General features: G+C 62.4%; 26 protein-coding genes. 4 read left to right on the forward strand and 22 right to left on the reverse strand.

Annotated elements, in window-relative coordinates; translation table 11 throughout:
• Positions 1-29 precede the first annotated feature (29 nt).
• Both IHQ43_RS02190 and hemE read left to right on the forward strand, forming a co-directional pair.
• Positions 30-1,448, forward strand: coding sequence for an FAD-dependent oxidoreductase (locus IHQ43_RS02190; RefSeq protein ID WP_007909438.1), 1,419 nt, complete (start codon positions 30-32; stop codon positions 1,446-1,448).
• Between the two features lie 246 nt (positions 1,449-1,694).
• Positions 1,695-2,762 (forward strand): uroporphyrinogen decarboxylase, encoded by a 1,068-nt coding sequence (gene hemE / locus IHQ43_RS02195; RefSeq protein WP_007952372.1) that lies wholly within the window; start codon positions 1,695-1,697, stop codon positions 2,760-2,762.
• Between the two features lie 56 nt (positions 2,763-2,818).
• Here the strand turns inward: hemE and IHQ43_RS02200 are convergent, their stop codons facing one another.
• From IHQ43_RS02200 to IHQ43_RS02210, 3 genes are all read right to left on the reverse strand, one after another.
• Positions 2,819-3,463 carry a retron system putative HNH endonuclease gene (locus tag IHQ43_RS02200; RefSeq protein ID WP_192563219.1) on the reverse strand — a complete coding sequence of 215 codons (645 nt, stop codon included), beginning with the start codon at positions 3,461-3,463 and terminating at the stop codon, positions 2,819-2,821.
• Entirely contained in the window at positions 3,460-4,728 is a 1,269-nt protein-coding gene (locus IHQ43_RS02205) for an AAA family ATPase (protein WP_192563220.1), read from the reverse strand. The genes IHQ43_RS02200 and IHQ43_RS02205 overlap by 4 nt, the downstream gene beginning before the upstream one ends.
• A gap of 77 nt (positions 4,729-4,805) precedes the next feature.
• A complete protein-coding gene (locus tag IHQ43_RS02210) occupies positions 4,806-6,083 on the reverse strand; it encodes an MFS transporter (RefSeq protein WP_192563221.1) in 1,278 nt (425 codons plus the stop codon).
• Between the two features lie 118 nt (positions 6,084-6,201).
• Here IHQ43_RS02210 and IHQ43_RS02215 point away from each other — a divergent pair, with 118 nt between their 5' ends.
• Positions 6,202-7,098 (forward strand): LysR family transcriptional regulator, encoded by an 897-nt coding sequence (locus IHQ43_RS02215; RefSeq protein ID WP_039766450.1) that lies wholly within the window; start codon positions 6,202-6,204, stop codon positions 7,096-7,098.
• Here IHQ43_RS02215 and IHQ43_RS02220 read toward each other — a convergent pair whose 3' ends face one another.
• A complete protein-coding gene (locus tag IHQ43_RS02220; RefSeq protein WP_192563222.1) occupies positions 7,099-7,536 on the reverse strand; it encodes an excinuclease in 438 nt (145 codons plus the stop codon).
• A gap of 212 nt (positions 7,537-7,748) precedes the next feature.
• Here IHQ43_RS02220 and IHQ43_RS02225 point away from each other — a divergent pair, with 212 nt between their 5' ends.
• Entirely contained in the window at positions 7,749-8,132 is a 384-nt protein-coding gene (locus IHQ43_RS02225) for a type II toxin-antitoxin system PemK/MazF family toxin (protein ID WP_085611128.1), read from the forward strand.
• 208 nt (positions 8,133-8,340) lie between these two features.
• On the opposite strand, the gene IHQ43_RS02230 is transcribed toward IHQ43_RS02225, so the two are convergent.
• From IHQ43_RS02230 to IHQ43_RS02315, 18 genes are read right to left on the reverse strand one after another with little or no spacing between them, the layout of a single operon-like run.
• Entirely contained in the window at positions 8,341-8,781 is a 441-nt protein-coding gene (locus tag IHQ43_RS02230) for an excinuclease (protein WP_085648021.1), read from the reverse strand.
• Between the two features lie 20 nt (positions 8,782-8,801).
• A complete protein-coding gene (locus IHQ43_RS02235; protein WP_192563223.1) occupies positions 8,802-10,037 on the reverse strand; it encodes a beta-ketoacyl-ACP synthase in 1,236 nt (411 codons plus the stop codon).
• A complete protein-coding gene (locus tag IHQ43_RS02240) occupies positions 10,037-10,765 on the reverse strand; it encodes a 3-ketoacyl-ACP reductase FabG2 (RefSeq protein WP_192563224.1) in 729 nt (242 codons plus the stop codon). The genes IHQ43_RS02235 and IHQ43_RS02240 overlap by 1 nt, the downstream gene beginning before the upstream one ends.
• The gene (locus tag IHQ43_RS02245) at positions 10,758-11,237 is read right to left on the reverse strand and encodes a hotdog family protein (protein WP_192563225.1); all 480 of its coding nucleotides are present in this window, start codon (positions 11,235-11,237) and stop codon (positions 10,758-10,760) included. Before IHQ43_RS02245 ends, IHQ43_RS02240 begins: the two co-directional genes overlap by 8 nt.
• A complete protein-coding gene (locus tag IHQ43_RS02250) occupies positions 11,234-12,430 on the reverse strand; it encodes a beta-ketoacyl-[acyl-carrier-protein] synthase family protein (protein WP_192563226.1) in 1,197 nt (398 codons plus the stop codon). Before IHQ43_RS02250 ends, IHQ43_RS02245 begins: the two co-directional genes overlap by 4 nt.
• Positions 12,427-12,909, reverse strand: coding sequence for a hypothetical protein (locus tag IHQ43_RS02255; protein ID WP_192563227.1), 483 nt, complete (start codon positions 12,907-12,909; stop codon positions 12,427-12,429). The genes IHQ43_RS02250 and IHQ43_RS02255 overlap by 4 nt, the downstream gene beginning before the upstream one ends.
• The gene (locus IHQ43_RS02260) at positions 12,909-13,634 is read right to left on the reverse strand and encodes a class I SAM-dependent methyltransferase (RefSeq protein ID WP_011332096.1); all 726 of its coding nucleotides are present in this window, start codon (positions 13,632-13,634) and stop codon (positions 12,909-12,911) included. The genes IHQ43_RS02255 and IHQ43_RS02260 overlap by 1 nt, the downstream gene beginning before the upstream one ends.
• On the reverse strand, positions 13,631-14,878 hold the full coding sequence (locus tag IHQ43_RS02265; RefSeq protein WP_192563228.1) for an NAD(P)/FAD-dependent oxidoreductase: 1,248 nt from the start codon (positions 14,876-14,878) through the stop codon (positions 13,631-13,633). The genes IHQ43_RS02260 and IHQ43_RS02265 overlap by 4 nt, the downstream gene beginning before the upstream one ends.
• Positions 14,865-16,025, reverse strand: coding sequence for a cation:proton antiporter (locus IHQ43_RS02270; RefSeq protein WP_192563229.1), 1,161 nt, complete (start codon positions 16,023-16,025; stop codon positions 14,865-14,867). Before IHQ43_RS02270 ends, IHQ43_RS02265 begins: the two co-directional genes overlap by 14 nt.
• The gene (locus IHQ43_RS02275) at positions 16,022-18,361 is read right to left on the reverse strand and encodes an MMPL family transporter (protein ID WP_192563230.1); all 2,340 of its coding nucleotides are present in this window, start codon (positions 18,359-18,361) and stop codon (positions 16,022-16,024) included. Before IHQ43_RS02275 ends, IHQ43_RS02270 begins: the two co-directional genes overlap by 4 nt.
• The gene (locus IHQ43_RS02280; protein ID WP_192563231.1) at positions 18,345-18,947 is read right to left on the reverse strand and encodes an outer membrane lipoprotein carrier protein LolA; all 603 of its coding nucleotides are present in this window, start codon (positions 18,945-18,947) and stop codon (positions 18,345-18,347) included. Before IHQ43_RS02280 ends, IHQ43_RS02275 begins: the two co-directional genes overlap by 17 nt.
• Positions 18,944-19,369: an acyl-CoA thioesterase gene (locus IHQ43_RS02285; RefSeq protein ID WP_011332100.1), complete on the reverse strand. Its 426-nt coding sequence runs from the start codon at positions 19,367-19,369 to the stop codon at positions 18,944-18,946. The genes IHQ43_RS02280 and IHQ43_RS02285 overlap by 4 nt, the downstream gene beginning before the upstream one ends.
• Complete coding sequence (locus IHQ43_RS02290; RefSeq protein ID WP_074689588.1) at positions 19,362-20,906, reverse strand: HAL/PAL/TAL family ammonia-lyase; 1,545 nt, start codon at positions 20,904-20,906, stop codon at positions 19,362-19,364. Before IHQ43_RS02290 ends, IHQ43_RS02285 begins: the two co-directional genes overlap by 8 nt.
• A complete protein-coding gene (locus tag IHQ43_RS02295) occupies positions 20,887-21,834 on the reverse strand; it encodes an LpxL/LpxP family acyltransferase (RefSeq protein ID WP_039766474.1) in 948 nt (315 codons plus the stop codon). The genes IHQ43_RS02290 and IHQ43_RS02295 overlap by 20 nt, the downstream gene beginning before the upstream one ends.
• Positions 21,831-22,565, reverse strand: a complete 735-nt coding sequence (locus tag IHQ43_RS02300) for a glycosyltransferase family 2 protein (protein ID WP_192563232.1) — start codon at positions 22,563-22,565, stop codon at positions 21,831-21,833. The genes IHQ43_RS02295 and IHQ43_RS02300 overlap by 4 nt, the downstream gene beginning before the upstream one ends.
• A complete protein-coding gene (locus tag IHQ43_RS02305; RefSeq protein ID WP_192563233.1) occupies positions 22,558-24,237 on the reverse strand; it encodes an acyl-CoA synthetase family protein in 1,680 nt (559 codons plus the stop codon). Before IHQ43_RS02305 ends, IHQ43_RS02300 begins: the two co-directional genes overlap by 8 nt.
• Entirely contained in the window at positions 24,234-24,779 is a 546-nt protein-coding gene (locus IHQ43_RS02310) for a COG4648 family protein (protein WP_007952346.1), read from the reverse strand. The genes IHQ43_RS02305 and IHQ43_RS02310 overlap by 4 nt, the downstream gene beginning before the upstream one ends.
• Positions 24,776-25,030, reverse strand: a complete 255-nt coding sequence (locus IHQ43_RS02315) for an acyl carrier protein (RefSeq protein ID WP_007947135.1) — start codon at positions 25,028-25,030, stop codon at positions 24,776-24,778. Before IHQ43_RS02315 ends, IHQ43_RS02310 begins: the two co-directional genes overlap by 4 nt.
• Positions 25,031-25,033: the final 3 nt, after the last annotated feature.

Raw genomic sequence — 25,033 nt, forward strand, 5'->3', positions numbered from 1 at the left:
CGCCTGAAGAGTTTGATGAGGTTTTAACAATGGCTGAACGTCTGAATAACGACTTCCAGTTCATCGATGTCGGGCGCAAGGATCCGAAGAAGAAACTGTTGCGTCAACGCAAGAAAGAGTTCGTGGAAATCTACGAACCGTTCAAACCCCAGCAGTCGGCCGACCAGGCCCATCGCTGCCTGGGTTGCGGCAACCCGTATTGCGAATGGAAGTGCCCGGTGCACAACTTCATTCCGAACTGGCTGAAGCTGGTGGCCGAGGGCAACATCCTCCAGGCCGCCGAGCTGTCGCACCAGACCAACACCCTGCCGGAAGTCTGCGGCCGGGTGTGCCCGCAGGATCGTCTGTGCGAGGGTGCCTGCACCCTTAACGACGGTTTCGGCGCGGTGACCATCGGTTCGGTCGAGAAGTACATCACCGACACCGCGTTCGCCATGGGCTGGCGCCCGGACATGTCCAAGGTCAAACCGACCGGCAAGCGTGTCGCGATCATTGGTGCAGGCCCGGCGGGCCTTGGTTGTGCCGACGTGCTGGTGCGTGGTGGCGTGACGCCGGTGGTGTTCGACAAGAACCCGGAAATCGGCGGTCTGCTGACCTTCGGCATCCCCGAGTTCAAGCTCGAGAAGACCGTGCTGAGCAATCGCCGCGAGGTCTTCACCGGCATGGGCATCGAGTTCCGCCTCAACACCGAGGTCGGCAAGGACGTGACCATGGAGCAACTGCTCGCCGAATATGATGCCGTGTTCATGGGCATGGGTACCTACACCTACATGAAGGGCGGTTTTGCCGGTGAGGACCTGCCGGGCGTTTACGACGCGCTGGACTTCCTGATCGCCAACGTCAACCGCAACCTGGGCTTTGAAAAGTCGCCGGAAGATTTCGTCGACATGAAAGGCAAGAAGGTCGTGGTGCTGGGCGGCGGCGACACGGCGATGGACTGCAACCGCACATCGATCCGCCAGGGCGCCAAGTCGGTGACCTGCGCTTATCGTCGTGACGAAGCGAACATGCCCGGCTCGCGCAAAGAGGTGAAGAACGCCAAGGAAGAAGGCGTGAAATTCCTCTACAACCGCCAGCCGATCGCCATCGTCGGCGAAGACAAGGTCGAAGGCGTGAAAGTGGTCGAGACCCGTCTCGGCGAGCCGGATGCCCGTGGCCGTCGCAGCCCAGAGCCGATCCCGGGTTCCGAAGAGATCATCCCGGCTGACGCCGTGGTCATCGCGTTCGGTTTCCGCCCGAGCCCGGCGCCGTGGTTCGAACAGTTCGAAATCCAGACCGACAGCCAGGGCCGCGTCGTTGCGCCCGAGCAAGGTCAGTACAAGCACCAGACCAGCAACCCGAAAATCTTCGCTGGTGGCGACATGGTGCGCGGTTCCGACCTGGTGGTGACGGCGATCTTCGAAGGTCGCAATGCGGCTGAAGGGATCCTGGATTACCTGGGCGTCTAAACCCGGTTCGAAACTGCACCGCAATACCTGTGGGAGCTGGCTCGCCAGCGATAGCATCACCTTGGTCGAACTGGACAACCGAGGTGTCTGCATCGCTGGCAAGCCAGCTCCCACAGTGTTTTGTGGTGCTGATAACTCTGTATTCCAGCGCGACAAATTGACCCGATAGACAAAAGGCTGACCTGCATCCGTGCCTTTTGCGTCGCGCTCTGAGAAAATGCCCGCACTTTTTTTCCGGATGCCGACATGACTGCCCTGAAGAACGACCGTTTCCTCCGCGCCCTGCTCAAGCAACCCGTAGACGTCACCCCTGTGTGGATGATGCGCCAGGCCGGCCGCTACCTGCCGGAATACCGCGCCAGCCGCGCCCAGGCCGGTGATTTCATGAGCCTGTGCATGAATCCGGAATTCGCCTGCGAAGTCACGCTGCAACCGCTCGACCGCTATCCGCAACTGGATGCGGCGATCCTGTTCTCCGACATCCTCACCATTCCCGATGCCATGGGCCAGGGCCTGTACTTCGAGACCGGTGAAGGTCCGCGCTTCAAGAAAGTCGTCAGCACCCTGGCCGACATCGAAGCCCTGCCGATCCCGGATCCGCACAAAGACCTCGGCTACGTGATGGACGCGGTCAGCACCATCCGCCGCGAACTGAACGGCCGTGTACCGCTGATCGGTTTCTCCGGCAGCCCGTGGACCCTCGCTACCTACATGGTCGAAGGCGGTTCGTCGAAAGACTTCCGCAAGACCAAGGCGATGCTCTACGACAACCCGCAAGCCATGCACCTGCTGCTGGACAAGCTGGCGCAGTCGGTGACTTCGTACTTGAACGGCCAGATCCAGGCCGGCGCGCAAGCGGTGCAGATCTTCGATACCTGGGGCGGCAACCTGTCGGCGGCGGCGTATCAGGAATTCTCCCTGGCCTACATGAAGAAAATCGTCAGCGGCCTGATCCGCGAGCACGACGGTCGCAAAGTGCCGGTGATCCTGTTCACCAAGAACGGCGGCCTGTGGCTGGAAAGCATCGCCGACGCCGGCGCCGACGCGTTGGGCCTGGACTGGACCTGCGACATCGGCAACGCCCGCGCCCGCGTCGGCGACAAGGTTGCCCTGCAAGGCAACATGGACCCGACCGTGCTCTACGCCAAGCCGGAAGCGATCCGCACCGAAGTCGGGCGCATCCTCGCCAGCTACGGCAAGGGCAGCGGCCACGTGTTCAACCTCGGCCACGGCATCACGCCGGAAGTCGACCCGGAACACGCCGGCGCGTTCCTGCGTGCGGTGCATGAGTTGTCGGCGCAGTATCACGAGTGATCACGCTTCAATAAAAAACGCCCGGCTTATGCCGGGCGTTTTTGTTTGCGATGGGTTTAGCGTCCGAGGAGCTGTTCGGCGTAGCGGGCGATGATGTGGTCGAAGGCTTTTTGATTGGGAATCGCGGTATTTCTGATCGCCGTCACCAACCTCTCAAGCTCTTCCTCGCTGACTTGCATGACGAACTCATCATCGAAGAGGCGACGGATTGTGTCCTGCCGTCGATTTTTGAGGTAGGCGATGTCTAGCGCCAATACCTCGATCATCTTTGTGGCGGGAAGGTCGTCAGAATCTTTTGGCTGGATTTCGCCGGTTCGCAGATATCGGAAGCGCTGTTCACAGTTCTCGTCGGTGGGAGAAATGTTTTGGTTTTCGTCGAACCAGTTGCCCTTCTTATGGCCGCAGTGCAACGGATTGCCGGGCTTGGTTTCTCGCAGGCAGGAGGCATGAAGGTTGTGAAACTCCAACGCCAGCTCTTCGAAATGCTCTTGAGGTCTGAAGTGCTCGATATGGCTGGTCGAGGCATCTATTTCCCGGCCGCAATAACAGCAGAAAAAGCCTTGCTCCTTAAGCAGGGCATTATGCAAATCCCGTTTTTGCGGGTTTTGTAGCGTTGGGTAAGTTGGGCTCCACTCGTCGTTCGCCGAGTTTTTCCAATCTGTAAATGAAGCGGGTTCAGTTCCTTTGAGCACTCGCTTCATTTGCCGAGAATCTCCTTGCGCCTGATCAGTGCTTCGGCGCCGGCGAATTCCGGTAGGTCGGGGGCTTTCTTTTTCAGCGCCTCAAGTTGTGATTTTGCCTTTTCGAGGTCGTTGTCTTCCAACGTGGAAAAAAGCTCGGACAGCAGATCTTCGATTTCTGGTTCGCGCTGCGTAACGCCCATCACCTCTTCAAGTACGCTGCTGGAGTCCAGACCGTAGGTGACCCGCGGATGAGTAGGATCCCCGTTGTGCAACACGATGACTTCCTCGGGTTTCAGGCTGCCGATGATTTGTGGGGAATGGCTTGCAGCGATGAACTGGACTTTGGGAAAAGCCTGTCTCAATGCAGGCACGATGCTGCGTTGCCAGGCCGGGTGAAGGTGGATATCCAGTTCGTCGATGATGACCACGCCTGAGGTGTTCTTCAGGACGTCTTTGCCCATGTGGGGATTGAGGATGCACATGCGGCGGGCGATATCGGCGAACAATGCAATCATCCCGCGTTGACCATCGCTAAGCTCATTGAAGGGAATGGTTTTTCCATCCAGGTCGATCAACAAGCTTTGCAGCCGGAGGTCATAGCGCAAATTTTGTGCGTGGGGAATAGCGCGCTCGATCGCAGTGTTTACCCAGTAAAGTTCGTCGTCGAACTCAAGTGACTGGGTGTTGGAATCAAGAAGGTTCTGCATCCGCTCCAGCGTTCTGCCGATTAACCAGCTTTCAAATTCTCTGAGATCCGCAACTGCATCGAACCAGTTAACGTAGGCATCGAAGCGCGAGACGCGTTGTTTCGCGGCGAACTCAGCAGATACTCCGCCCCCTTGCCAGCGGCGATTGGAGCGGTAGAAAGCAAGCACAGGCAAATCGACCGGAATGGCCAGGTTGATTTTCTGTTTTAGTTTGTCTATCTCGGCATCGAATACTGAATCTACAAGATGGGGCAAGTCTTCTGCATCTCGTTTCAGGACCCAGTCTGTAGCTCCGAAGAAACTGCCTATGCCATGTACCAGTAATGGGAACTTGCGCTCAAAGCGGCTTCTGTTTTCAAAACGATCTATGACAAAGCGAATGTCTTCATTTTTTATAGAGGTCTGACTTGGCTTCATGGCATTGCCGAGTTCGATGAACGAAACGGCAACCGCCTGCAACAACGAACTCTTCCCGCTCCCATTAACCCCCACCACCAGATTGAACCCTGGCTGAAAGTCGAAAGTGGCATCTTCGTAGCAACGAAAATTCTTAATGTGGAGACGGTCCAGGCGCATTCTGGCTTCCTTTACCAAAGCAGGCGAATGCCGTCAGTGTACCTTGGCCCGTGATTACCGCTAGGGCGCAGTTGTGGCTAAACCTTTTCGCCACCACCCAGCGGCGGCAGCTTCGCCAGCTTCAACGCCACCAACAGCGCCACCAGCAACAGCGCGCCGATAAACAGGCCGATCCCGTTCCATCCCGCCATGTGCCAGAACACCCCGCCCGCCGTCCCGGCGATACTCGAGCCGGCGTAATAGCTGAACAGGTACAACGACGACGCCTGGCCCTTGGCTTTGAGCGCCCGACGGCCGATCCAGCTGCTGGCCACCGAGTGCGCGCCGAAGAAGCCGAAGGTGAAGATCAGCATGCCAATGATCACCAGCGGCAGCGGTGTGAACATCGTCAGGGCGAGGCCGGCGAACATCAGCGCGATGGTGGCCCACAGCACTTTACGACGCCCCAGCTTATCGGCCAGCGAACCGATTTTCGCCGAGCTGTAGATGCCCGACAGGTAGACCACCGACAACAGCCCCACGAACACTTGATCCATGTGGTACGGCTCGGCCAGCAGGCGGTAGCCGATGTAGTTGAACAGGGTGACGAACGCGCCCATCAGCACGAACGCTTCGAGGAACAGCAGCGGCAGGCCGGCATCGCGAAAGTGCATGGTGAAGCCGTCGAGCAGGCTGCGCGGGTGCAGCGAGCGGGAGCGGAAGTTGCGTGATTCGGGCAGGATTTTCCAGAACACCGCTGCCGCGATCAGCGCCAGACCGCCGATCACCATCATCGCCGTGTGCCAGCTGACGAAGTCGATCAGTACGCCGGTGATCAACCGTCCGCTCATGCCGCCAATCGCATTGCCGCCGATGTACAGACCCATCGCCAGACCGATGTGCTGCGGATGGATTTCCTCGCTCAGGTACGTCATTGCTACCGCCGCCAGGCCGCTCAGTGACAGCCCGATCAGCGCGCGCATGATCAATACGCCGTGCCAACTGGGCATCATCGAACTGGCGATGGTGCACAGCGCCGCGGCAAACAGCGCGGCGACCATCACTGGTTTGCGCCCGATCCGATCAGAAATCGGGCCGGTGATCAGCAGCCCGAAGGCCAGCATACCGGTGGCCACCGACAGGATCAGGCTGCTCTGCGCCGCGTTGATCGAATATTCGTGGGACAGCAGCGGCATCATCGGCTGAACGCAGTACAGCAGGGCGAAGGTGGCGAAGCCGCCGCTGAACAGCGCGAGCACCGTGCGCATGAACGCGGGCGTTCCTTTCTCGATGTAGATCTCTTGCAGTTCGGTCAGTACATCGTCCGCCGCAGCGGGCGGGACTTCATGGGCCAGTGGAGCGACGGCGGTTTTCACATCAGACCTCGGAGGGCGCGGGCAGGCAGGCAATGAAAAAATCATATAGCTGGCTAATGTTTCTATCCAATATATTGTTCGACCTGTTTGATAGCTTTTACGACCTAATGGGGTGTCCATGGAATTGCGTCATCTGCGCTACTTCATCGCCGTCGCCGAAGAACTGCACTTCGGCCGCGCCGCACAGGTGCTGGGCATCTCCCAGCCACCGCTGAGCCAGCAGATCCAGGCGCTGGAACAGGAAGTCGGTGCACGGCTTTTCGAGCGTACCAATCGTCGGGTCGAGCTCAGCGAGGCCGGGCGACTGTTTCTGGAGGAAGCGCGGCTGGTGCTGGCTCAGGTCGACAAAGCGGCGGACGTGGCGCGACGTGCGCAACTCGGCGAGCTGGGTGAACTGAAGATCGGCTTCACCTCGTCGGCGCCGTTCAACTCAACCATTCCCCAAGCGATTTTTTCCTTCCGCCAGCGCTTCCCGGCGGTGCATCTGAACCTGCGGGAGATGAGCAGCACCATGGTGGCCGACGCGTTGGTGGACGAGTCGATCGAGGTCGGCATCATGCGGCCGCTGGGTTTGCCGGATTCGCTCAGCGTGGTCGAACTGATGCGCGAGCCGCTGGTGGCCGTGCTCAGCTCCAAACATCCGCTGGCGCAGGGCTCTGAAGAGGGGCTGTTTCTCTCGGCGCTGGCTCTGGAGCCGTTCGTGTTCTTCCCGCGCAGCTATGGCAGCGGTCTCTATTCGCAGTTGATCAGTCTGGCCCGTGACGCCGGTTTCAGCCCGCACTTCGCCCAGGAGGCTGGTGAGGCCATGACCATCATCGGTCTGGTGGCAGCCGGTCTGGGTGTGTCAGTGATGCCGGCGTCGTATCAGCGGATGCGCATCGACGGCGTGGTCTATCGCCCGCTGCTCGATCCCGAGGCCGTAACGGCGGTGTGGCTGGTGCAGCGCAAGGACCAGAAATCGCCGATGGCCAAGGCGTTTGTCGAATTGCTCACGCGTAAGGTCGAAGCCGGTTGATCAGGGCAGCCGCACCAGATCACCCTTCAACGCCACCCGCGTGACAAAGATGCCGGCCCGACATTCGTAAGTGTTCAGATCCTTGCGCACATGCTGGTCGTAGTAGCTGACGATATTGGTCACCGCATTCGCCCCGACGCGTTTTGCCTCGGCCTGCAACGCAATCAGATTCGACTGCAACACCCACTCGCAGGAGTCGTGATCGCTCTTGTTGAAACCGTTGGTCTTCAAGTCACTGACTACCCCGCGCTGCAACAACCGCTGAGTGCCCTGAGGCCCGTTGCCGACCAGATAAAACTTCACACTGCCATCCAGCCGCCCGGCCCGCGTTGCATCCGACACGACTGTTTCGAACGGCATGTACATCAGGTTGGTGGCGTGGCTGGCGCTGGGCAGCAGGCTGAAAAGGGTGGCGGTGATCAGGGCTTTCGCTTGCATGGTTGTCTCCTTGACGGTGAAAGAGAACCGCGAGTACTTGACCGATCGGGCTCGCCGTTCCGGCAGGCGCAGTGTGTCGGCCTGTTTGAGCGAGTGTAGTTGTGGCGCATGGATTTGGTGGCTGGGCTCCGTACATTTCGAGTAACGGAACTGTCTTAGGGAATATGGCCGTTGTTGCGCAAAATCAGTTCTTTTTCAAACGAGTGTCACGGATGCCACTTCGATATCAGCCTAAGGAGGGCAGCGTTTTGATTTGCGATTTCAGGGGTTATGAAATCCCCGAGATGGTCAAAGTCAGACCTGTTGTTGTGATACGTAAACATCGAACCAACAGCTTGTTGGTAACAGTAGTGCCGTTGAGTACCACCGCCCCTGACTGCTTGCTTGGGCACCATCTTGAACTTGCAAGTCACCTTCAGGGAGCCAGCCCGACCTGTTGGGCAAAGTGCGACATGATTGCCACGGTCAGTCTTTCGCGGCTTGATCGGATCAAAAGCCGGGATCGGCAAGGCAAACGCATCTACCTGATCTCACATCTTGCAACAGACGAATTTCACGCCATCAAAACCGCAGTCAGACGGGCGTTGGGACTGTGATGGCAACGGAAGTGGCGCATCGAAGCCAAATGCCAGCCGTTGCTCGACATGAGGTTTCAGGCAATACTGCCGGCGTTCCCGAAAGGGGCTTGTGAGACTCTGAGGATCCTGGGCAACCAGCCAACGCAGAGCCAGACAGGTGACAGGCGATGACAAGCCAACCTGTTTGTGAAAGGGCGCCGAAAGGCGCCCTTCGTCGTTCCGGCAGTTACTGAACCGTCGCCAGATCGCCCTTCAACGCTACGCCGGCCATGATCGCGCCCGCGTGGCATTCGTAGGTTTTCGCATCCTTGCGCTCGTTGCTCTTGTAGAAGCTGACGATGTTGGTCACGGCGTTGGCGCCGGCGTTTTTTGCAGCCTGGTGCAGGCTGATGATGGCCGATTGCACGACCCACTCGCAGGCTTCCTGGTCGGTCTTGTTGAAGGCGTTGGTCTTTTTGTTGGTCACGGCGCCGGGGCTGACGACGGTGACTTTGCCGGCCGGGGCGTTGCCCGCCAGATAGAATTTCACGCTGCCGTCGATCTTGCCGGTGCGGGTTGCTTCGGCGACGGCCTTGTCGAACGGCAGGTACACCGCCGTGTCACGGGCCTGGCTGACGGCCGGCAAGGCGCAGATGAGCAGGGTGGCAGCGAGTTTCTTGAAGTGCATGGAGGTCTCCTTGACCTGGATTAATTCGGTTGTGGCCAGCGACGGAAAATCAGCGAGGTGTTGACCCCGCCGAAAGCAAAGTTGTTGTTCATCACGTATTCGTGGCTCATCTGCCGGAACTCGCCGCGCAGGTAGTCGAGCTTGCCGCAGTGCGGATCGACCTCGTCGAGGTTGAGCGTGTGCACGTACAGGTCGCGGTTGAGCATCTCGATGCTGAACCACGATTCCAGCGCCCCGCAGGCGCCGAGGGTGTGGCCCAGGAAGCTCTTTTGCGAACTGATCGGCATGCGTTCGCCGAACAGGGCACTGGTGGCCAGGGTTTCGGCGACATCGCCCTGTTCGGTGGCGGTGCCGTGGCCGTTGACGTAGCCGATGGCATCCGGCGCAAGGCCTGCGTCTTCCAGCGCCAGTTCCATCGCCCGGCGCATGGTGACTTGTTCGGGGCGGGTGGTGTGCTGGCCGTCGGCGTTGCTGCCGAAGCCGACGATCTCGGCGTGAATGTGCGCACCGCGTGCCAGGGCATGTTCCAGCTCTTCAAGCACCAGCATGCCGCCGCCCTCGCCGATCACCAGACCGTCGCGGCCCTTGTCGTACGGACGTGGGGAGGTGTGCGGTGCATCGTTTTTCAGGCTGGTGGCGTACAGCGCGTCGAACACCATGGCTTCAGTCGGGCACAGCTCTTCGGCGCCGCCGGCGAGCATCAGCGGCAGGCGTCCGAACTTGATCGCCTCGTAGGCATAACCGATGCCCTGGCTGCCGCTGGTGCAGGCGCTGGAGGTCGGGATCAAACGACCGGTGAGGCCGAAGAAGATGCTGATGTTCGCCGCCGTGGTGTGCGGCATCATCCGCACGTAGGAGTTGGCGTTGAGGCCTTCGGCCACCGAGTTGAGCAGCATGTTGCCGAACGCCTTGATCTCGTCGGTGCTGCCGGTGGACGAACCACAGGCCACGCCCATGCGCCCGTCCTTGATCGACTCGTCGCCGAGCAGGCCGGCATCAGCCAACGCTTTTTCAGCCGCGCCGACAGCCAGCCGAGAAACACGGCCCATGCTGCGCAGCTGTTTGCGGGTCCAGTGCGCCGGCACCTGGAAATCGTCGATAGGCCCGGCCAGCCGGGTGTTGAGCTCGCTGAAGCGATCCCACTCGTCCATCCGGCGGATGCCGCTGCGGTTGGCGGCGAAATTGCCGGCGATGGTATCCCAGTCGCTGCCCAGCGAGGTAATGCCGGCCATGCCGGTGACGACGACGCGCTTCATCAGCACAAGCCTCCGTTGACCGCCAGCACCTGGCGGGTGATGTACGACGCTTCCGCCGACATCAGGAAATTCACCGCACCGGCCACCTCTTCAGGCGTGCCCATGCGTTGTGCGGGGATCATTTTCATCAGTTCTTCCACCGGCACGTTTTCATCCAGCATCGCCGTATCGATCAGGCCCGGCGCAACGCAGTTGACCGTGATCTTGCGCTTGGCCAGTTCGATCGCCAAGGCTTTTGCGGCGCCGATCACGCCCGCTTTCGACGCGCTGTAATTGACCTGGCCACGGTTGCCGATCAGCCCCGAAACCGAGGTGATGCAAACGATGCGACCAGCGGCGCGGCGGCGGATCATCGGCATCATCACCGGGTGCAGAACGTTGTAGAAACCGTCGAGGTTGGTGCGCAGCACCACGTCCCAGTCATCGTCGCTCAAGGCCGGAAAGGCGCCGTCGCGGGTCAGGCCGGCATTGAGCACCACGCCGTAGTACGCGCCGTGGGCTTCAACGTCGGCTTCGAGGATGGTTTTGCAGGTTTCGCGATCCGCCACGTCGAATTGCAGGATGCGCGCGTTGCGGCCGAGCGCTTCGACTTCGGCTTTCACCGCTTGCGCGTCGCTCAGGCCGCTGCGGCAATGCAGGACGATATCGTGGCCGGCACTGGCCAGACGCAGGGCAATGGCGCGGCCGATGCCACGGCTGGAGCCGGTGACCAGTATTGATTCAGTCATCGTTCGACTCCTTGTTTGTTTCGTTGCGGGATTGCTCTAGATAGTCCGCCGCGTGGGGCGGGCGGAATACGTTCAGCCGGGCGCTCGCCTCGATGCCGGGCGCGGTGATATGGCATTCGAATACGCCCATGCCGTTGTCGTCTTCCAGCGAGCGCAGGCCATGGATGGTCAGTTCGCTGCCGACCGGAAAGGCCGCAACGTTGCATTCGAACTTGCGTGTGCCGAGCAGAAAGCCCAGCTCCACCGGGTTGTCGTTCTGCCGCGCATGGCAGCCGGCGAACGCGGCGACGCTTTGTGCCATCAACTCGACGCCGACCCAGGCCGGCAGGCTGCCGTCGGGCAGGCTGAACAGGCCGCCGGGCCGGACGGTGAGGGTGGTGTGGATCTGTTCGTCGTCAAAGCTCAGGATCCGGTCGATCAGGATCATGTCGCCAGCGTGGGGCAGCAATTCGGCGAGCGGCCAGTGGGTCATGGGGCGTCTCCGATAATCAGGCTGACGTTATTGCCACCGAAGGCAAACGAGTTGCTCATCAGGTAGCGGGGTGCAATGGACGCCAGGCGTTCGCTTGCGGTCACCCACTTGAGCGGTGGAAGGTCCGGATCCGACTGGCCATCCCAGATGTGCGGCGGCAAGGCGTGGTCAGGGTTGTCGGCACTCAGGCTCAACCAGCAGAACGCCGCTTCCAGTGCGCCGGCGGCGCCGAGGGTGTGGCCGGTCATCGGTTTGGTCGAGGAACACGGCACGCCCTCGGCAAACAGCGCGGCGACGGCCAGGCTTTCCATGGCATCGTTGTGCTGGGTCGCGGTGCCGTGCAGGTTCAGGTAGCTGATGTCGCCGGCTTGCAGGTGGGCTTGGTCGAGCGCCTTCTGCATCGATTGCAGCGCGCCACGGCCGCTCGGTTCCGGTGCGGAAATGTGGTGTGCATCGGAGCTTGCGCCAGCGCCGAGCAGGGCGATGCCCGGCCCTGTGCCGCGTGCTTTGCTCATCACGAACAGCACCGCCGCTTCGCCGATGTTGATGCCGTTGCGGTTGGCGGAAAACGGATTGCAGCGCTCGTCCGACACGGCTTCCAGCGCACTGAAACCGTTGAGGGTCAGTTTGCACAGGCTGTCGACACCGCCGCACAGCACCGCGTCGCACAGGCCCAGATCAAGCAGGCGTCGGGCGCTCATCAGCGCGCGTGCGCTGGAGGTGCAGGCGGTGGAAATCACATAGGTCGGGCCGCTCAGTTGCAGCCAGTCGGCGAGGAAATTCGCCGGGGCGCCGAGTTCCTGTTGCCGGTAGTCGTAATCGGCCGGGAACTGGTGGTCGCGAATGTAGTGCGCCAGGCCACGGCTGGCCTCGTCGATGCCCGAAGTGCTGGTGCCGAGCACCACGCCGATGCGCTCGCGCCCGTAAGTCTGGATCGCCTGCTCGATGTCATCGCGAATCTGCAACGCGGCTTCCAGTAACAGTTGATTGTTGCGGCTGCGCTGGTCCGCCAGCGCCTCAGGAATCGGCGCCAGATCACCGTGTACGGCGGCCACCGGCAGTTCGCGCTCCGGCACCCAGCCGGACTCGCGGCGCATGCCCGAGCAGTCGCCGGCAAACAGGTTGCGTGCCACGGCTTGCTTGTCGCGCCCCAGGGCGCAGATCACGCCGAGGGCATTGAGGTAGGCGGTCATGACGTCGGTTCACCGAGTGGCGTTACGCGATAGTGCGGGCCTTGTGGCAGGTTCAATTCGAAGCTCAAGGATCGGGTGTAACGGATGTCCCAGCGCGCCGGCAGGGAACGTTGGCCGTCCTGTTGCTGCGCGTCGGGGTAGTTGCGCGACAGCTCGCCCGCCGGGGTCAGGGCGAACAGCAGCGCGGCGAACAACTCCCGGGCTTCCGGGTTGGGCGGCAGCAGGCCGTCGGCCTGCCAGTGTCCGTCGATCAACTGCTGACGCGCCTGGGGAATGCCCAGCGGATCCATCATCGACCAGCGGATGCCGGGCCCTTCGCGCTGGATCACCAGCAACCAGTCTTGCTGTTGCCCGGCCAGGTGACGCTCGATATGCAGTTGCATCGGCAGCGGCAGGCTCGGGTTGCCGGCCGGCAGCGGCGCCTGGCTGGCGCAGGCGCTGAGCAGCAAGACGCAGGCGAGCAGCAGAACACGCAACATCAGACAGCCTCGTTCAAGGGTTTGCGGGCCACTACGTTGACCAGGGTTTCTTCCCGCTGGCCAAAAGGCTTGGGCTGGCGCAGGCCAAAACGTTCGAGCAGACCGAAATCTTTCGACCGGCTCCACCACAAATACGGGTATGAAACGTTCTGTTCGGCGAACTCGAAACCCTGCTGGCGAATCATCTCCAGGTACTGCGCCGCGCTCTTTTGCACGTGCATCGGATGCCGGAACAGCCAGCGAATCACCCACGTATCAATGTAAGCCTCGGTGGACTCGGCGAACAGCAGATAACCGCCCGGCTTGAGCACCCGATAGAACTCGGCCAGGGCCTTTTCCTGTTCCACCAGATGATGGAAGGTCTGGTGACAGAACAGCAGATCGACGCTGGCATCCGGCACATTGAGCGTCGCGCAGTCGCTGCCGATCAGCTCGACGTCGAAGCCCTGACGCGCGGCCTCGGCGGCGCTCAGTTCCAGGCTGTGCGGGTCGGCATCGACGCCGATCAGGCGCTGTGGCGCGAAGGTTTGGCGCAGATGGCCGAACGACTTGCCCTGGCCGCAGCCGGCATCCAGCAGCACCGGACTGGCCGGCAACGATTCGCTGAACAGCCCGCGCAAATCGTTGATCGCCACGCGCAACACATGGTGCTGCCAGGTGTGGCTGCGCAGGAACCAGAAGCCGAAACGGGTTTCCTCGACGTAGTTGTCGCTCAGGTAATTCATGTGTCGTCCCTTGCACAGAGTTCGGAGATCGTCTTCAACCGACGGCGCGCTTCACTGACGAACGGGTTGCGTTCGTCCCAGGCGTAGCCGGCGAGGATCGAGCAGATCATGCGGCGGATTTCCGGAGAGCCTTGCTCGTGGAAAATCACGTCCTGGAAAGTGCCGGCGTACCAGCCTTCGACGTAGCAGCGGAAAGTGTCGACCCCGCGTTTCAGCGGCTCTGCGAACTCCCGCTGCCAGTCCACCGATTCGCCCTGCAACTGTCGGTGCAGCACAGCGGCGGCCATGCTCGCCGAACGCATGGCAATGGTCACGCCGGAGGAGAACACCGGGTCGAGAAATTCGGCCGCGTTGCCCAGCAGCGCGAAGCCCGGACCGTGCAGGGTTTTGACGTTGGCCGCATAGCCGCCGAGGGTGCGCGCCGGTGTATCCCACACGGCGTTGTTCAGCACTTTGGCCAGGCTCGGGGTTTCGGCGATGAAACCGCGCAGGCAGGCGTCGAGGTCGGTATCGCGACCTGCGAAATGTTCAGCGGCAGCCACCACGCCGACGGAGCAGCGCCCGTTGCTGAACGGGATTGACCAGAACCAGATATCGCGGTGCTGCGGGTGGGTGGTGATGAGGATTTTTTCACGGTCGAAACCGGGGTGATCGATGTGGTCTTCAACGTGGGTGAAGACAGCCTGGCGAACCGGGAAGTTCGATGGCGCTTCCAGTTCGAGCAGGCGCGACAGCACGCGGCCGTAGCCGCTGGCATCGAGGACAAAGTCGGCTTCGACGCGGTACTCGCTGCCGTCTTCGCGACGCACATCCAGCTGCGGTCGCGGTCGTTCGAAGTCGACGCTGACAATCGCGTCGCCGTAGCGGATTTCTGCGCCCTGCAACGCCGCCTGATCGGCCAGCAACTTGTCGAAGTCGGCGCGTTGCACCTGCAGGGTCGTGGGCTTGCCGGCGGTGAAGGTGTCACCAAAATCGAAGGCGCTGTAGCGCTCGCCCCAGGCGAATGCCGCGCCGTTCTTGCGCTGGAACCCGGCGGCATTCACCGCCTCGAGCATGCCGGCTTCTTCGACGAAATCCAGGCAATGGCAGAGCAGGCTTTCACCGATGGAGAACCTCGGGAAATGCTGGCGCTCGATCACCAGCACGTCATGTCCCTTGCGCTTGAGCAATGCGGCGGCAATGGCGCCGGAGGGGCCGGCGCCGATGATCACGACCTGACGGGATTCCATTTCAACGATTGGCACGCGAGCTCCTGGGTACGGCAATAGGGTTCAGTGACGCCCGGTGCAGGCCGATGAAGGCCGGCAGCAGCGTCGCGATCAGCCCCATCAGCATCAGCGCAAAGTACAGCGCCGGGCTGATGAGCTGTTGTTGCAACAGCAGGTTGAGAAAGACGATTTCGCTCAAGCCGCGAATGTTCAGCAGCACGCTTTCGCGCCAGCGGCTGGCGCCTGCGAACGACGCGCCGGCCCAGCCGAGACCGAGCCAGTTGCCCACGATTTTGCTGACGACCGGCAACAGCAGCAGCGCCGCCCATTGCACGGCGCCGAGGCTGGCGAGGGCGCTGTGCACGTCGATCTGGACGATGCCGAACGTGAGGATCAGCGGAATCGCGACCCAGGTCTGCCAGCGGTTCATCCAGTGCGCCGGCAGCGGCAACACCAGCGGCACCTTGAGCGCGGCCATGCACAGCAGATAGCCGATGCCGAAAATCAGTGCGTTGAGTTTGTAGTGTTCGGCCAGCACCAGCAGCGCAAAAAATCCGAGGCTGTAGGTCAACGGCCGGCGGATGCCGAACACCCGCAGCAGCACTGGCACGCAGGCCATCCCCAGCGGCAGCAACAGACTGCTCAGGTGCAGACTGCCCTGAGCGAGGCCGAACAGGGTCCAGCAGGTCAGGTCGATGAGGATCGCGGTCTGCACCAGACGCCGGGTGGCGGCGGGCGGATAGTCGATGTGGCGCAGGTACAGGTACAACACCGGGATCGCGGTGATGGCGAACACCAGACCGATGGCCAGCGAGTTGATCCACGGTTGCGTCGGCAACAGCCAGTACGCCGTCGCCAGGCCGCAGGTGAACGGCACGGCGAAACTCGGCAGGGCGATCTTCACGCTCTGGCGGTCCAGGCGCAGGTCGATCACATCGCTGAGGATGTGCCCCAGCAAGAGGGCGAAGCTCAGGCTGTAGAGGTTTTTCAGCCAGCCCGGCGCGATCAGTTCGGCGCCGTTGAGTTGCCAGCCCGGTTCGATCCAGAAGTACATCAGCAGCGGCAGGCCGAAGCTGGCCAGCAGCAATTGGCTGACGATCGGGATCAGCCCGAAATGCCGGCCGACCCGAGTGGCGACGAAGAACAGCGCCAGGGCCATCAGCCAGAAAATCATCACCATCATGCTGAAGGCTCCGTGACGGCAACCGCATGTGCCTGACGCCCGGCCCACGGCGCGAGCATGAAGCTGAACGCCAGTCCGAGGCTGACCGACAGGCCGAAGTTACTCACCGCCGGTGTGCTCGACACCGCCAGCAGGCCGAACGACAGCCAGGTGGTGGCGGCCGCGAGCAAGGTGCCGAGCAGGCTGACGGCCGCACCGCCAACCTGCTCGCGCATGAGGATTGCGTAGTCGACGCTGATCGCCGTTACCAGCAGCAGGCCGAACAGGCTGAACAGGGTCAGCGGCTGACCGAGCCAGCCCAGGCTGGCGAGGCTGCACAGCGCAGCAAGCAGCGGCAGGGCGACGATCCGCAGGGCGCCACCGAGACCGAACGGCAGCATCAGCACCAGCACGATCAACACGCAGGAGGCGAGTTTCAGTTCAGCGGCGCTGATCTGAGTTTGCGCGAATACCTTGTTCAGATCACCGAGCCGATCCACCAGCATCACGCCGGGCAGGTCCAGCGCCTGCACCCGCAGCAGCGACGGATTATTCAAGCCTTGCAAGCTGACCATCGCCGCCACTCCATCCTCGGTCGGTCCCAGCCACAAGGTGCGGTAGGGCTCCCCGAGCGGGCCGGCCAGCGCTGCATCAATGTCTTCGGCGGGCAGGGTCTGCAACTGTTGCAGTTCGGTTTGCAGCGCCGCCAGCGGCACGCCGACCTCCAGCAACGGCTGCCAGAACTGCGGCAACTTGCTCAGCGCCTCACGCACTTGTTGCTGCTGAGCCGGCGGGCTGACCAGTTGATTGAGCGCCAGATAACCCTGCAGTTTGTCGAGGTTGACCAGTTGATCAAGCCGCTCGCTCAGGGCCGCTTGCCGTTCCAGCAATTGCTGCTGATCGGCGGCGCGCACCAGGAAGAACTGGCTGGTTGGCTGATAGCCGGTAATCCGCGCGATGGTCTGTGCCTCATCGGTCAGACGTTGCGGCGCGCCGACCCACTGGCGGATGTCGTTTTTGCTCTCCAGTTGCAGCAGGCCGCCGACGCAGAAGGCGATCAGCAGGGCCAGCAACACCGGCGTTCTGACGTGCTCGAGCAGGGTTTCCCGCAGTCGCACCAGACGCTCGGCCAGTTGCAGCGGCCATTGCGCCGGGCGCAGTTCGACGTTTTTCAACAGCGCCGGCAACAGGCACACCGCCGACAGGTAGGCGCCGAGCAAACCGGCGGCGGAGAAAACCGCGATCTGGGTCAGGGCCGGGAAAGGCGTCCAGGCCAGCGCCAGGTAACCGATGGCGCTGGTGGTCAGGCTCAACGTCAGCCCGGACAGGGTCAGGCGCAACGCCGGCCAACTGTGCCACGGCTTGAGGCTCCAGCTCTTGGACAGGTAGTGCAGCGGGTAATCCACCGCCACGCCGATCAGGCTGGAGCCGAGCACCAGCGTCATCACGTGCATGTGCCCGAACAGCGCCACGCAGGCCACCGCACCGAACAGCATGCCGACCAGCACCGGAATGAACGCCAGCAGCACCCGCCAGCGGCGGAAGGCGAGCAGCAACAGCAACAGGATACCGATCGTGGCGCCGCCGCCGACCCAGGTCATTTCCCGGGTCGCCTGTTGCTGGCCGTTGGCGGCGTACAGCAAACCGCTGGCGGCCAGCAATTGCACGTCGGCGCGAGCCGCTTGCTCACGGCTGTGTTGCAACAGGGCGGCGACTTGCAGCGGCTGATTCATATCGAAGGCGCTGCCGGTGGTGCGTGCGCGCAGCAGCACCCAGCTTTTGCCGTCGGCGTCGGCGATCAACGCGCCGCTGCCGATGTCCAGTTGCACCGCGCCATGTTGCGGCTGGCTGTTCTGGATGCGTCCGGTCAGGCCCAGCCAGTCGTCCTGGCTCGGCACCAGGCTGAACCCGGTGAACGGGTCGAACAGCGCCTGCACCCGTTGCTGGATGAAGGCGTCGGGATGTTCGGTCAGCAGTTGCCGGTCATCCGCCGAAAGCATCGCCAGTCGCCCTTGCAGCAGTTGCGTGCGCAGGGCCGGCAGGTCGGCTTGCAGGTTCCACTGGACCTTTTCGAACAGCCCGCTGGCCTGCCATTGCTCGCCGAGAGTCTGGGCCATGGCGACGGCTTGCTGGCGATCGGCGTGACCGACCAGCACCAGCATGTCGCGGTTGAGCGGTTCCTGCATGCGTTGTTCGGCGCGCAGCTCGAGAGCGTCCGGGTGGGTGCCGGGCACCAGTTCCATCAGGTTGGCCGACAGCGGCGCACCGTCGCGCCACTGCCAGGCGCCCAGTGCGACGACGGCCAGCAGCAGGATCAGGAACAGCCAGGGCAGCCTGCGTTCACTCGGCAAAGTCATGTTGCTCCGCGTCGCTCAGAGGTTGGCCGGCAGTGCTGTCCTGCATGCGCAGCACGGTGCTGTCGCCCTGGGTTTCCAGCAGTTCGATGGTGTTCACCAACGCGTCGCCGCTGATGTTGATCTGATTGAACACTTGCTTGAGCAGCACCGAGCGCGGGGTCAGGGTCAGTTGCCATTTCTGCGCATCGCCGCTCAGGGCCAGTTCGAAATCCCGTTGCAAACCGCTGCTGTCGCCTTGCAGCACGGCGAGGAACAAGCGGTTCTGTTCGGCGCCGGTGCTCTTGCCGGGCAACAGTTGCCAACCGCTGACGTCACGACGGGCGATACCCTTGGCGCTGATGCGGTAATCCTGCTGCAGCGGGGTTTTCAGCAACCACAGCAGACCGTGGTTTTTGGCGAGGACAAAACTGCCCTTGCTGATCAGCGGCTGGGGCAGGGCGCGAAGGTGCTTCTCCTGGATGAACTGGCCGTGAATCACGTCCGGTTTCGCCAGTTGATCGCTCAACTGTTGCAGGTCGAAGGCGTTGGCCAGCGACGACAACGTCAGCAGCGCCAGGGCCCCAAGGGATTTCAACAGCACATTCATCGCAGCATCCTTTCCACGGCATCGGTGAAGACTTTCGGCGAGGCCAGTTGCATCTCGCGGCTGCTCACTTCGACGGCGACCTGCACGGAGCTTGCGCGGGTCAGGCGTTCGCCGGTCTGGGCGTCGGTGATCAGGTAGTGAATCTTCAGGCGGTTTTCCCACTCCACCAGACTGGCGCGCACGTTCAGCCGTTGACCGAACACCGCGCCGCGCACGTAGCGCAGTTGCAGGTCGATCACCGGCCAGGCATAGCCCGAGTCGACCATCTGGTTGTAGTTGTGGCCGATCTTGTCGAGCAGTGCGCAACGCGCCACTTCCAGGTATTTCACGTAATGGCCGTGCCAAACGACGTGCATGGTGTCGACGTCAAAGAACGGCACGAGGATTTCCGTATCGGCGTGAAGCACTCCGGCACTACGCATGCAGCCTCCAGTGTTGTTCGGCGATGCGTTGCAGACACAGGCGCAGTTCGCCTTCCAGGGCGCGATCTTCGATCACTGGCGGGAAGTCCCGGGCCAGTTGTTCGTGCATGGCGGCCAGCGACGGTGGCAGCGGACGCGCGTCTTCATCGCGACCACGCAGCCATACGCCCTGATTGGCCGCCAGCAGCGTGGCGGCGGCGACCTGTTCGGTCAGTTCCAGCACGCGGATGGCGTCGCGGGCGGCGATGGTGCCCATGCTCACCTTGTCCTGGTTGTGGCACTCGGTGGAGCGCGAGAAAACGCTGGCCGGCATGGTGTTTTTCAGCGCTTCGGCGGTCCACGCGCTGGCACCGATCTGTACGGCCTTGAAACCGTGGTTGAGCATCGCGCGGTCGGCGCTGGCGCCAGACAGGTTGCTCGGCAAACCGTGGTTGTAACGCTCGTCCACCAGCAGCGCGAGCTGTCGGTCGAGCAGGTCGGCGACGTTGGCCACGAGGTTTTTCAGGCTGTCCATGGCGAATGCAATGTGTCCGCCGTAGAAGTGTCCGCCGTGCAGCACGCGCTCGGCTTCGGCGTCGATGATCGGGTTGTCGTTGGCGCTGTTCAGCTCGGTTTCGATGAACGAGCGCAACCAGTTCAGGCTGTCGGCCAGCACGCCGAGCACGTGCGGTGCGCAGCGCAGCGAGTAGCGATCCTGCAAGCGGTGCAGCGGCGCGGTCGGTGCGTCGATCGCAAGATCCTTGCGCAGCCACGCGGCGACCTGCATCTGCCCCGGGTGCGGCTTGGCGGCGAACAGACGCTCGTCGAAGTGTTCCGGATTGCCCTGCAGCGCCACCACGTTCAACGCGGTGATGCGGGTGGCCAGTTGCAGCAGGTAGTCGGCGCGGGCGTAAGCCAGGCACGCCAGACCGGTCATCACGGCAGTGCCGTTCATCAATGCCAGCGCTTCTTTCGGGCGCAGCACCAACGGTGTCCAGCCCAGTTCGCGGTGTACGTCGGCCGCCTGGCGGCGTTCGCCACGGAACATCACTTCGCGCTCGCCGGACAGGGTCGCGGCGACGTAGGACAGTGGCGTTAAATCACCGCTGGCGCCCACCGAACCTTCTTCGGGGATCAGCGGCAAAATGTCGTGTTCAAGGAAGGCATGCAGGCGCTCCAATAACTCGATGCGCACACCGGACACGCCGTGGCACAGCGACTGCAAACGCGCCGCCAGCACTGCGCGGGTGGCCTGGGCATCGAGCAGCTTGCCCAGCCCGCAACCGTGGAAGGTGTAGAGATGACGCGGCAGTGCCTCGACGTGATGCAGCGGTACCGCGACCACGCAGGAATCGCCGTAACCGGTGGTCACGCCATAGATCACGCCTTCCTTGTCCAGCAGCGAATCGAGGAACCGCGCGCCCTTGGCGATGCGTTCGCGATAAGGCGCGTCGCTCTGCAACTGCACGGGCGCCTGACGGTTGGCCAGGGCCAGCACGTCTTCGATGCGCAAAGGGCGTTCGCCGAAGGTGACCGGCTCAGGAGTTGGCGTTGTCATCGGTTTTCCAGAATGGGTAAAAGTTGAACCATTGGCACGGTGCTTCGAGGCAATAGTGACTCAGGCGTTGCGCATAGCGAGTGGCCCACTGATGAATGACCTGTTCGCGCTCGCGACGTGACCACACCACGGCGTCGGCGAAGGGTTCGAGGGTCAGGCGATAGTGGCCGTCGGGCTGTTTAAGGCACATCAGCAGATTGACCGGGCATTTCAGCAGGCCGGCCAGCAGCCACGGCCCTTGCGGGAACGGTGCCGGGTGGCCGAGAAAGTCCACGGTCACGCTGCGTCCGCCATGCAGCGGCACGCGGTCGCCGGCAATCGCAAGCCACTCGCCGCGCTCCAGCCGTTCGTGCAGTTGCAGCATGATCACCGGGTCCAGTTCGCTGACCTGAATCAGCCGCAGGTTGGTCGCTCCGGCTTCGCCCAGCAGGCGATTGAATTGCTCGGCGTGCTTGGTGTGCACCAGCACGTTCATCGTGACCTTTTCGCCCAGCTCCGCGAGCGCGCGGCACACCTCGAGGTTGCCCAGATGCGCGCCCACCAGCATTTGCCCGCGACTGCCGCGCAATTGATTGCGCAACAGCGCCGGGTCGATGATTTCGATCTGCTCGATCTTCAGCTTGCCGTTCCACACGTCGAGCTTATCGAGCAGCGAATCGGCGAATGCCATGAACTGGCGGAACACCCGCCACCGGGTCGGACGCAGTTCGTGGCGACCGCTCCAGTCGGCGAGACGTTGCTGATACTGCCAGGCACTGCGCCGGGCGGTGCGGCCGAACAGGAAAAAGTACAGAACGATGCCGTACAGCAACGGACTCAGCAGGCGCCGGCCAAGGACCTTGGCGGCGAACGCGGTAAATTTCATCAGCAGGAAGCTGCCGCGCTCTTCGCGGTCGGCCCAGTGCTTCTTGTCGGTCTCGACCGTCATGCGCGCCACCGTCGCCAGAGGATCGCGGGCAGGCGCAGCAACATGCCGAAGAACAGGCGCGTGTGCATGCTGGAGATCAGCACGTTGTCGTGGAACAGGCGAAAGTGCGACACGCCGTCCAGCGGGTAATGCACGCTGGTCTGCAACCAGCGCATCGGCTGATTGCGCCACGCCAGGCGCACCAGAATGTCCGAGTCGAAATCCATGCGCTTGCCGATCCGCGCCGAGTCGATCACGCCCAGCGTCGGTTCCAGTGGATACACCCGGAAGCCGCACATCGAATCGCGAATCTGCAGCGACAAGGTGTTGATCCATACCATCACATGGGTCAGGTATCGCGCATACAAACGGCCTTTGGGCACGCTGGCGTCGTACAGCGGATAGCCGCAAATCAGCGACTTGGGATGAGCGCGGGATTCTTCGATGAAACGCGCGACATCCTGCAAATCGTGCTGACCGTCGGCGTCGACCTGCAAGGCATGGCTGAAGCCGAGCCGCGCCGCTTCACGCAGGCCGGTCATCACCGCGCCGCCCTTGCCTTGATTGACGGTGAGGCGCACCAGATAAACCCGCTCGCGCTCGGCCAGTGCGTCCAGCACCGCCGCGCAGGATTTGCTGCTGGCATCGTCCACCAGAATGCACGGCAGATCCTCGGCGAGCAGGGCGTCGACCACCGTGCCGATGGCGGTTTCGTGGTTGTAGACCGGGATCACTGCGCAAGGATTATGCATCGCCAACTCCCAGCAGAATCCGCCCGCTGGAGCAGGTGGCCGTGTCGTTGCGATAGGCGAAATACAACTTGCCGCGCTCCGGGTCGAAGCGCAGGTGCAACTGGATTTCATCGCCAGGGCGTACCAGTTGCTGGAATTTCAGCACTTCCATGCCGGCGAAGTCGCCGGGCAGGTTCAGCAGTTGCCGACCCAGGTTCAGCGCCCATTCGACCTGCACCACGCCCGGCAGTACCGGGGCCTTGGGGAAGTGGCCGCTGAAGTAGGCCAGGTCCGGCGGAACGCTCAATTGCAGATTCCATTCGCCCTCGGTTTCAGCCTGCTCCAGTATCTCCGGCGCCTTTGGCCGTGGTGCCAGCAGCAAGGCTTCGACGTCGGCTTGAGGCAATTTGCCCTGTGAGGTCAGCGGCAACTGTCGTAGCAGACGCCAGCGGCGGGGCAGGGCCAGGGCTTCGCAATGGTCGCCGAGATGACGGCGCAGGGTTTCGGTCAGGCTGCGCCGGCCGTGTTCGCGCAGGGCAAACAGGCCCGATTCGCTGAGCACCAGCAGGGCGCCGAGGGACGCGCGGTTTTCCTGCACCACGCCCAGACGCGCTTCGGCGACCCAGTCGTGGGCCACCAGCGCCTGTTCAAGCATCGGCAGGGAAATACGTTTTTCTTCGAGTTTGACGATCCGGTCGAGTCGCCCGAGCAATTCAAAGCGGCCATCGGCCTGAATGCGCGCCGCATCGGCGGTGTGCTCGATATGCCCGGCGGGCAGATAAGGCGAAGCGATCAGCAAGGCGCCGTCGCTGTCCTGGCTCAACTCGACGCCGGCAAACGGCTGCCACAACGATTCGCCCTGACGCCAGGCGATGCCGCCGGTTTCCGAGCTGCCGAGAATTTCTGTCGGCCATTTCCCCAAGCGTTGTTGCAGGCTGTGCGCGGCGTCTGCCGGCAGCGCGCCACCGGACGAAAACACCCGACGCACGGCGCTCAGGGCCGGCCAGTCGAGGTTGTCGCCCATGCGTTTGAGCAGCGCCGGGCTGGCGACCCAGGAAAAGGCCGGGTGCTCGCGGCTGGCGCGTTGCAGGTCTTCCGGGAAGGCCAGTTGCTTGCGCAGGAACGGACGCCCGGCGCACAACGGCCACAGCACGCGGAACAGCAAACCGTAGATGTGCTGGGTGGCGACGCTGCCAAGGATGCAGGCTTCGCCGAGATCCGCGCCCCAAAGCTGTTCGAGGGCTTCGACTTCGTTGGCCAGTTGGCGCAGGGATTTGTCGATGCGCTTGGGCTCGCCACTGGAGCCGGAGGTGCACAGGCTCAGACGGCACTGGTCGAGATCCAGTTCGGCAGCGGGCAGGGCCGGTTGCAGCAGATCGCTCAGGCGGGCGTCATCGGCCTGATCGGTCAGCCACAGATCGACGTCGTTCGACCAGCGCTGGCGGGTCTGCGCTTGCAGATCCGAGGGCAGCAATACGCTGACGCCGGCGCGCCAGGCGCCGAGCAGGGCAGCGGCCAGGTCGGCGGCATCTTCCAGATGCACCGCCAGACGTTGCACGCCGCGGGCTTGCAGACCGGCGGCCAGACTCAGGGCCTGTTCGTGCAGTTGTGCGTGATTGAGTGCCGGTTCGCTCGTGACAACACGCGCCGGCAGGGCCTTGAGCAACAGCTGCTCAAGTTTTATCCAGTTCATGGGCGACCTCTTACCCGTTGTCGTATCAGCCATTCAATGGCAAACATCAGGCCGATCAATCCATAGGAGATCAGGCCGGTGTACAACATCCACCAGTTCAGTGGCGCCCACAGTGTCAGCAGGGCGGCGCACAAACCGTTGCAAAAGAAAAACACGCTCCAGGCCACGGTGACCTGGCGGGTGTAACGAATCGCCTTGGGCGGCAGTTGCGGTTCACGCAGGCGAGCCAGACGCTCGACCATCGGCGGGCCGTATTTCAGGCTCAGGCTGAACAGCACCAGCATGAAGCCGCTGATCAGCACCGGATACCAACGCAACAGCAAAGGGCTGTCGAACACCGCCAGCAGCAGGCAGAACACGATCGCCACGCAGGCCATCCACAGGCTGCCGGGCTTGCGTTCGCCGGTCAGCGCCCGGGCCAGCCACAGACCGCCCAGCAGCAGGCCGAACTGCCATGGTGCGAAATGCTCCATGCCGAAATACACCGCAAAGGGATACAACAGGCCTGCCAGCAGCAGGCCGAGGCCGATCAGTCGGCTCATGCGGCCGGTTGAACCAGACGGTAGACCGCCTCGACCACGTCGCTGACGGTGCGCACCGACTTGAATTCCTCGGCGGCGATTTTCTTGCCGGTCTGGCGTTTGATGTGATCGATCAGGTCGACGGCGTCGATGCTGTCGATTTCCAGATCCTGATACAGGTTGGATTCCAGGCTCACGCGGGCCGGGTCCAGTTCGAACAGCTCGACCAGGGCATCGCGCAGGGTGTTGAAGATGTCGTCACGAGTTTGCATGGT

The sequence above is a fragment of the Pseudomonas gozinkensis genome, assembly GCF_014863585.1.
GTDB lineage: Bacteria > Pseudomonadota > Gammaproteobacteria > Pseudomonadales > Pseudomonadaceae > Aquipseudomonas > Aquipseudomonas gozinkensis.

Coding starts and splice junctions, on each gene's coding strand:
- IHQ43_RS02190 (WP_007909438.1), top strand. CDS start 30: ATGGCTGAACGTCTGAATAACGACTTCCAGTTCATCGATGTCGGGCGC.
- hemE (WP_007952372.1), top strand. CDS start 1,695: ATGACTGCCCTGAAGAACGACCGTTTCCTCCGCGCCCTGCTCAAGCAA.
- IHQ43_RS02200 (WP_192563219.1), bottom strand. CDS start 3,463: ATGAAGCGAGTGCTCAAAGGAACTGAACCCGCTTCATTTACAGATTGG.
- IHQ43_RS02205 (WP_192563220.1), bottom strand. CDS start 4,728: ATGCGCCTGGACCGTCTCCACATTAAGAATTTTCGTTGCTACGAAGAT.
- IHQ43_RS02215 (WP_039766450.1), top strand. CDS start 6,202: ATGGAATTGCGTCATCTGCGCTACTTCATCGCCGTCGCCGAAGAACTG.
- IHQ43_RS02220 (WP_192563222.1), bottom strand. CDS start 7,536: ATGCAAGCGAAAGCCCTGATCACCGCCACCCTTTTCAGCCTGCTGCCC.
- IHQ43_RS02225 (WP_085611128.1), top strand. CDS start 7,749: ATGCCACTTCGATATCAGCCTAAGGAGGGCAGCGTTTTGATTTGCGAT.
- IHQ43_RS02230 (WP_085648021.1), bottom strand. CDS start 8,781: ATGCACTTCAAGAAACTCGCTGCCACCCTGCTCATCTGCGCCTTGCCG.
- IHQ43_RS02235 (WP_192563223.1), bottom strand. CDS start 10,037: ATGAAGCGCGTCGTCGTCACCGGCATGGCCGGCATTACCTCGCTGGGC.
- IHQ43_RS02240 (WP_192563224.1), bottom strand. CDS start 10,765: ATGACTGAATCAATACTGGTCACCGGCTCCAGCCGTGGCATCGGCCGC.
- IHQ43_RS02245 (WP_192563225.1), bottom strand. CDS start 11,237: ATGACCCACTGGCCGCTCGCCGAATTGCTGCCCCACGCTGGCGACATG.
- IHQ43_RS02250 (WP_192563226.1), bottom strand. CDS start 12,430: ATGACCGCCTACCTCAATGCCCTCGGCGTGATCTGCGCCCTGGGGCGC.
- IHQ43_RS02255 (WP_192563227.1), bottom strand. CDS start 12,909: ATGTTGCGTGTTCTGCTGCTCGCCTGCGTCTTGCTGCTCAGCGCCTGC.
- IHQ43_RS02260 (WP_011332096.1), bottom strand. CDS start 13,634: ATGAATTACCTGAGCGACAACTACGTCGAGGAAACCCGTTTCGGCTTC.
- IHQ43_RS02270 (WP_192563229.1), bottom strand. CDS start 16,025: ATGATGGTGATGATTTTCTGGCTGATGGCCCTGGCGCTGTTCTTCGTC.
- IHQ43_RS02275 (WP_192563230.1), bottom strand. CDS start 18,361: ATGACTTTGCCGAGTGAACGCAGGCTGCCCTGGCTGTTCCTGATCCTG.
- IHQ43_RS02280 (WP_192563231.1), bottom strand. CDS start 18,947: ATGAATGTGCTGTTGAAATCCCTTGGGGCCCTGGCGCTGCTGACGTTG.
- IHQ43_RS02285 (WP_011332100.1), bottom strand. CDS start 19,369: ATGCGTAGTGCCGGAGTGCTTCACGCCGATACGGAAATCCTCGTGCCG.
- IHQ43_RS02290 (WP_074689588.1), bottom strand. CDS start 20,906: ATGACAACGCCAACTCCTGAGCCGGTCACCTTCGGCGAACGCCCTTTG.
- IHQ43_RS02295 (WP_039766474.1), bottom strand. CDS start 21,834: ATGACGGTCGAGACCGACAAGAAGCACTGGGCCGACCGCGAAGAGCGC.
- IHQ43_RS02300 (WP_192563232.1), bottom strand. CDS start 22,565: ATGCATAATCCTTGCGCAGTGATCCCGGTCTACAACCACGAAACCGCC.
- IHQ43_RS02305 (WP_192563233.1), bottom strand. CDS start 24,237: ATGAACTGGATAAAACTTGAGCAGCTGTTGCTCAAGGCCCTGCCGGCG.
- IHQ43_RS02310 (WP_007952346.1), bottom strand. CDS start 24,779: ATGAGCCGACTGATCGGCCTCGGCCTGCTGCTGGCAGGCCTGTTGTAT.
- IHQ43_RS02315 (WP_007947135.1), bottom strand. CDS start 25,030: ATGCAAACTCGTGACGACATCTTCAACACCCTGCGCGATGCCCTGGTC.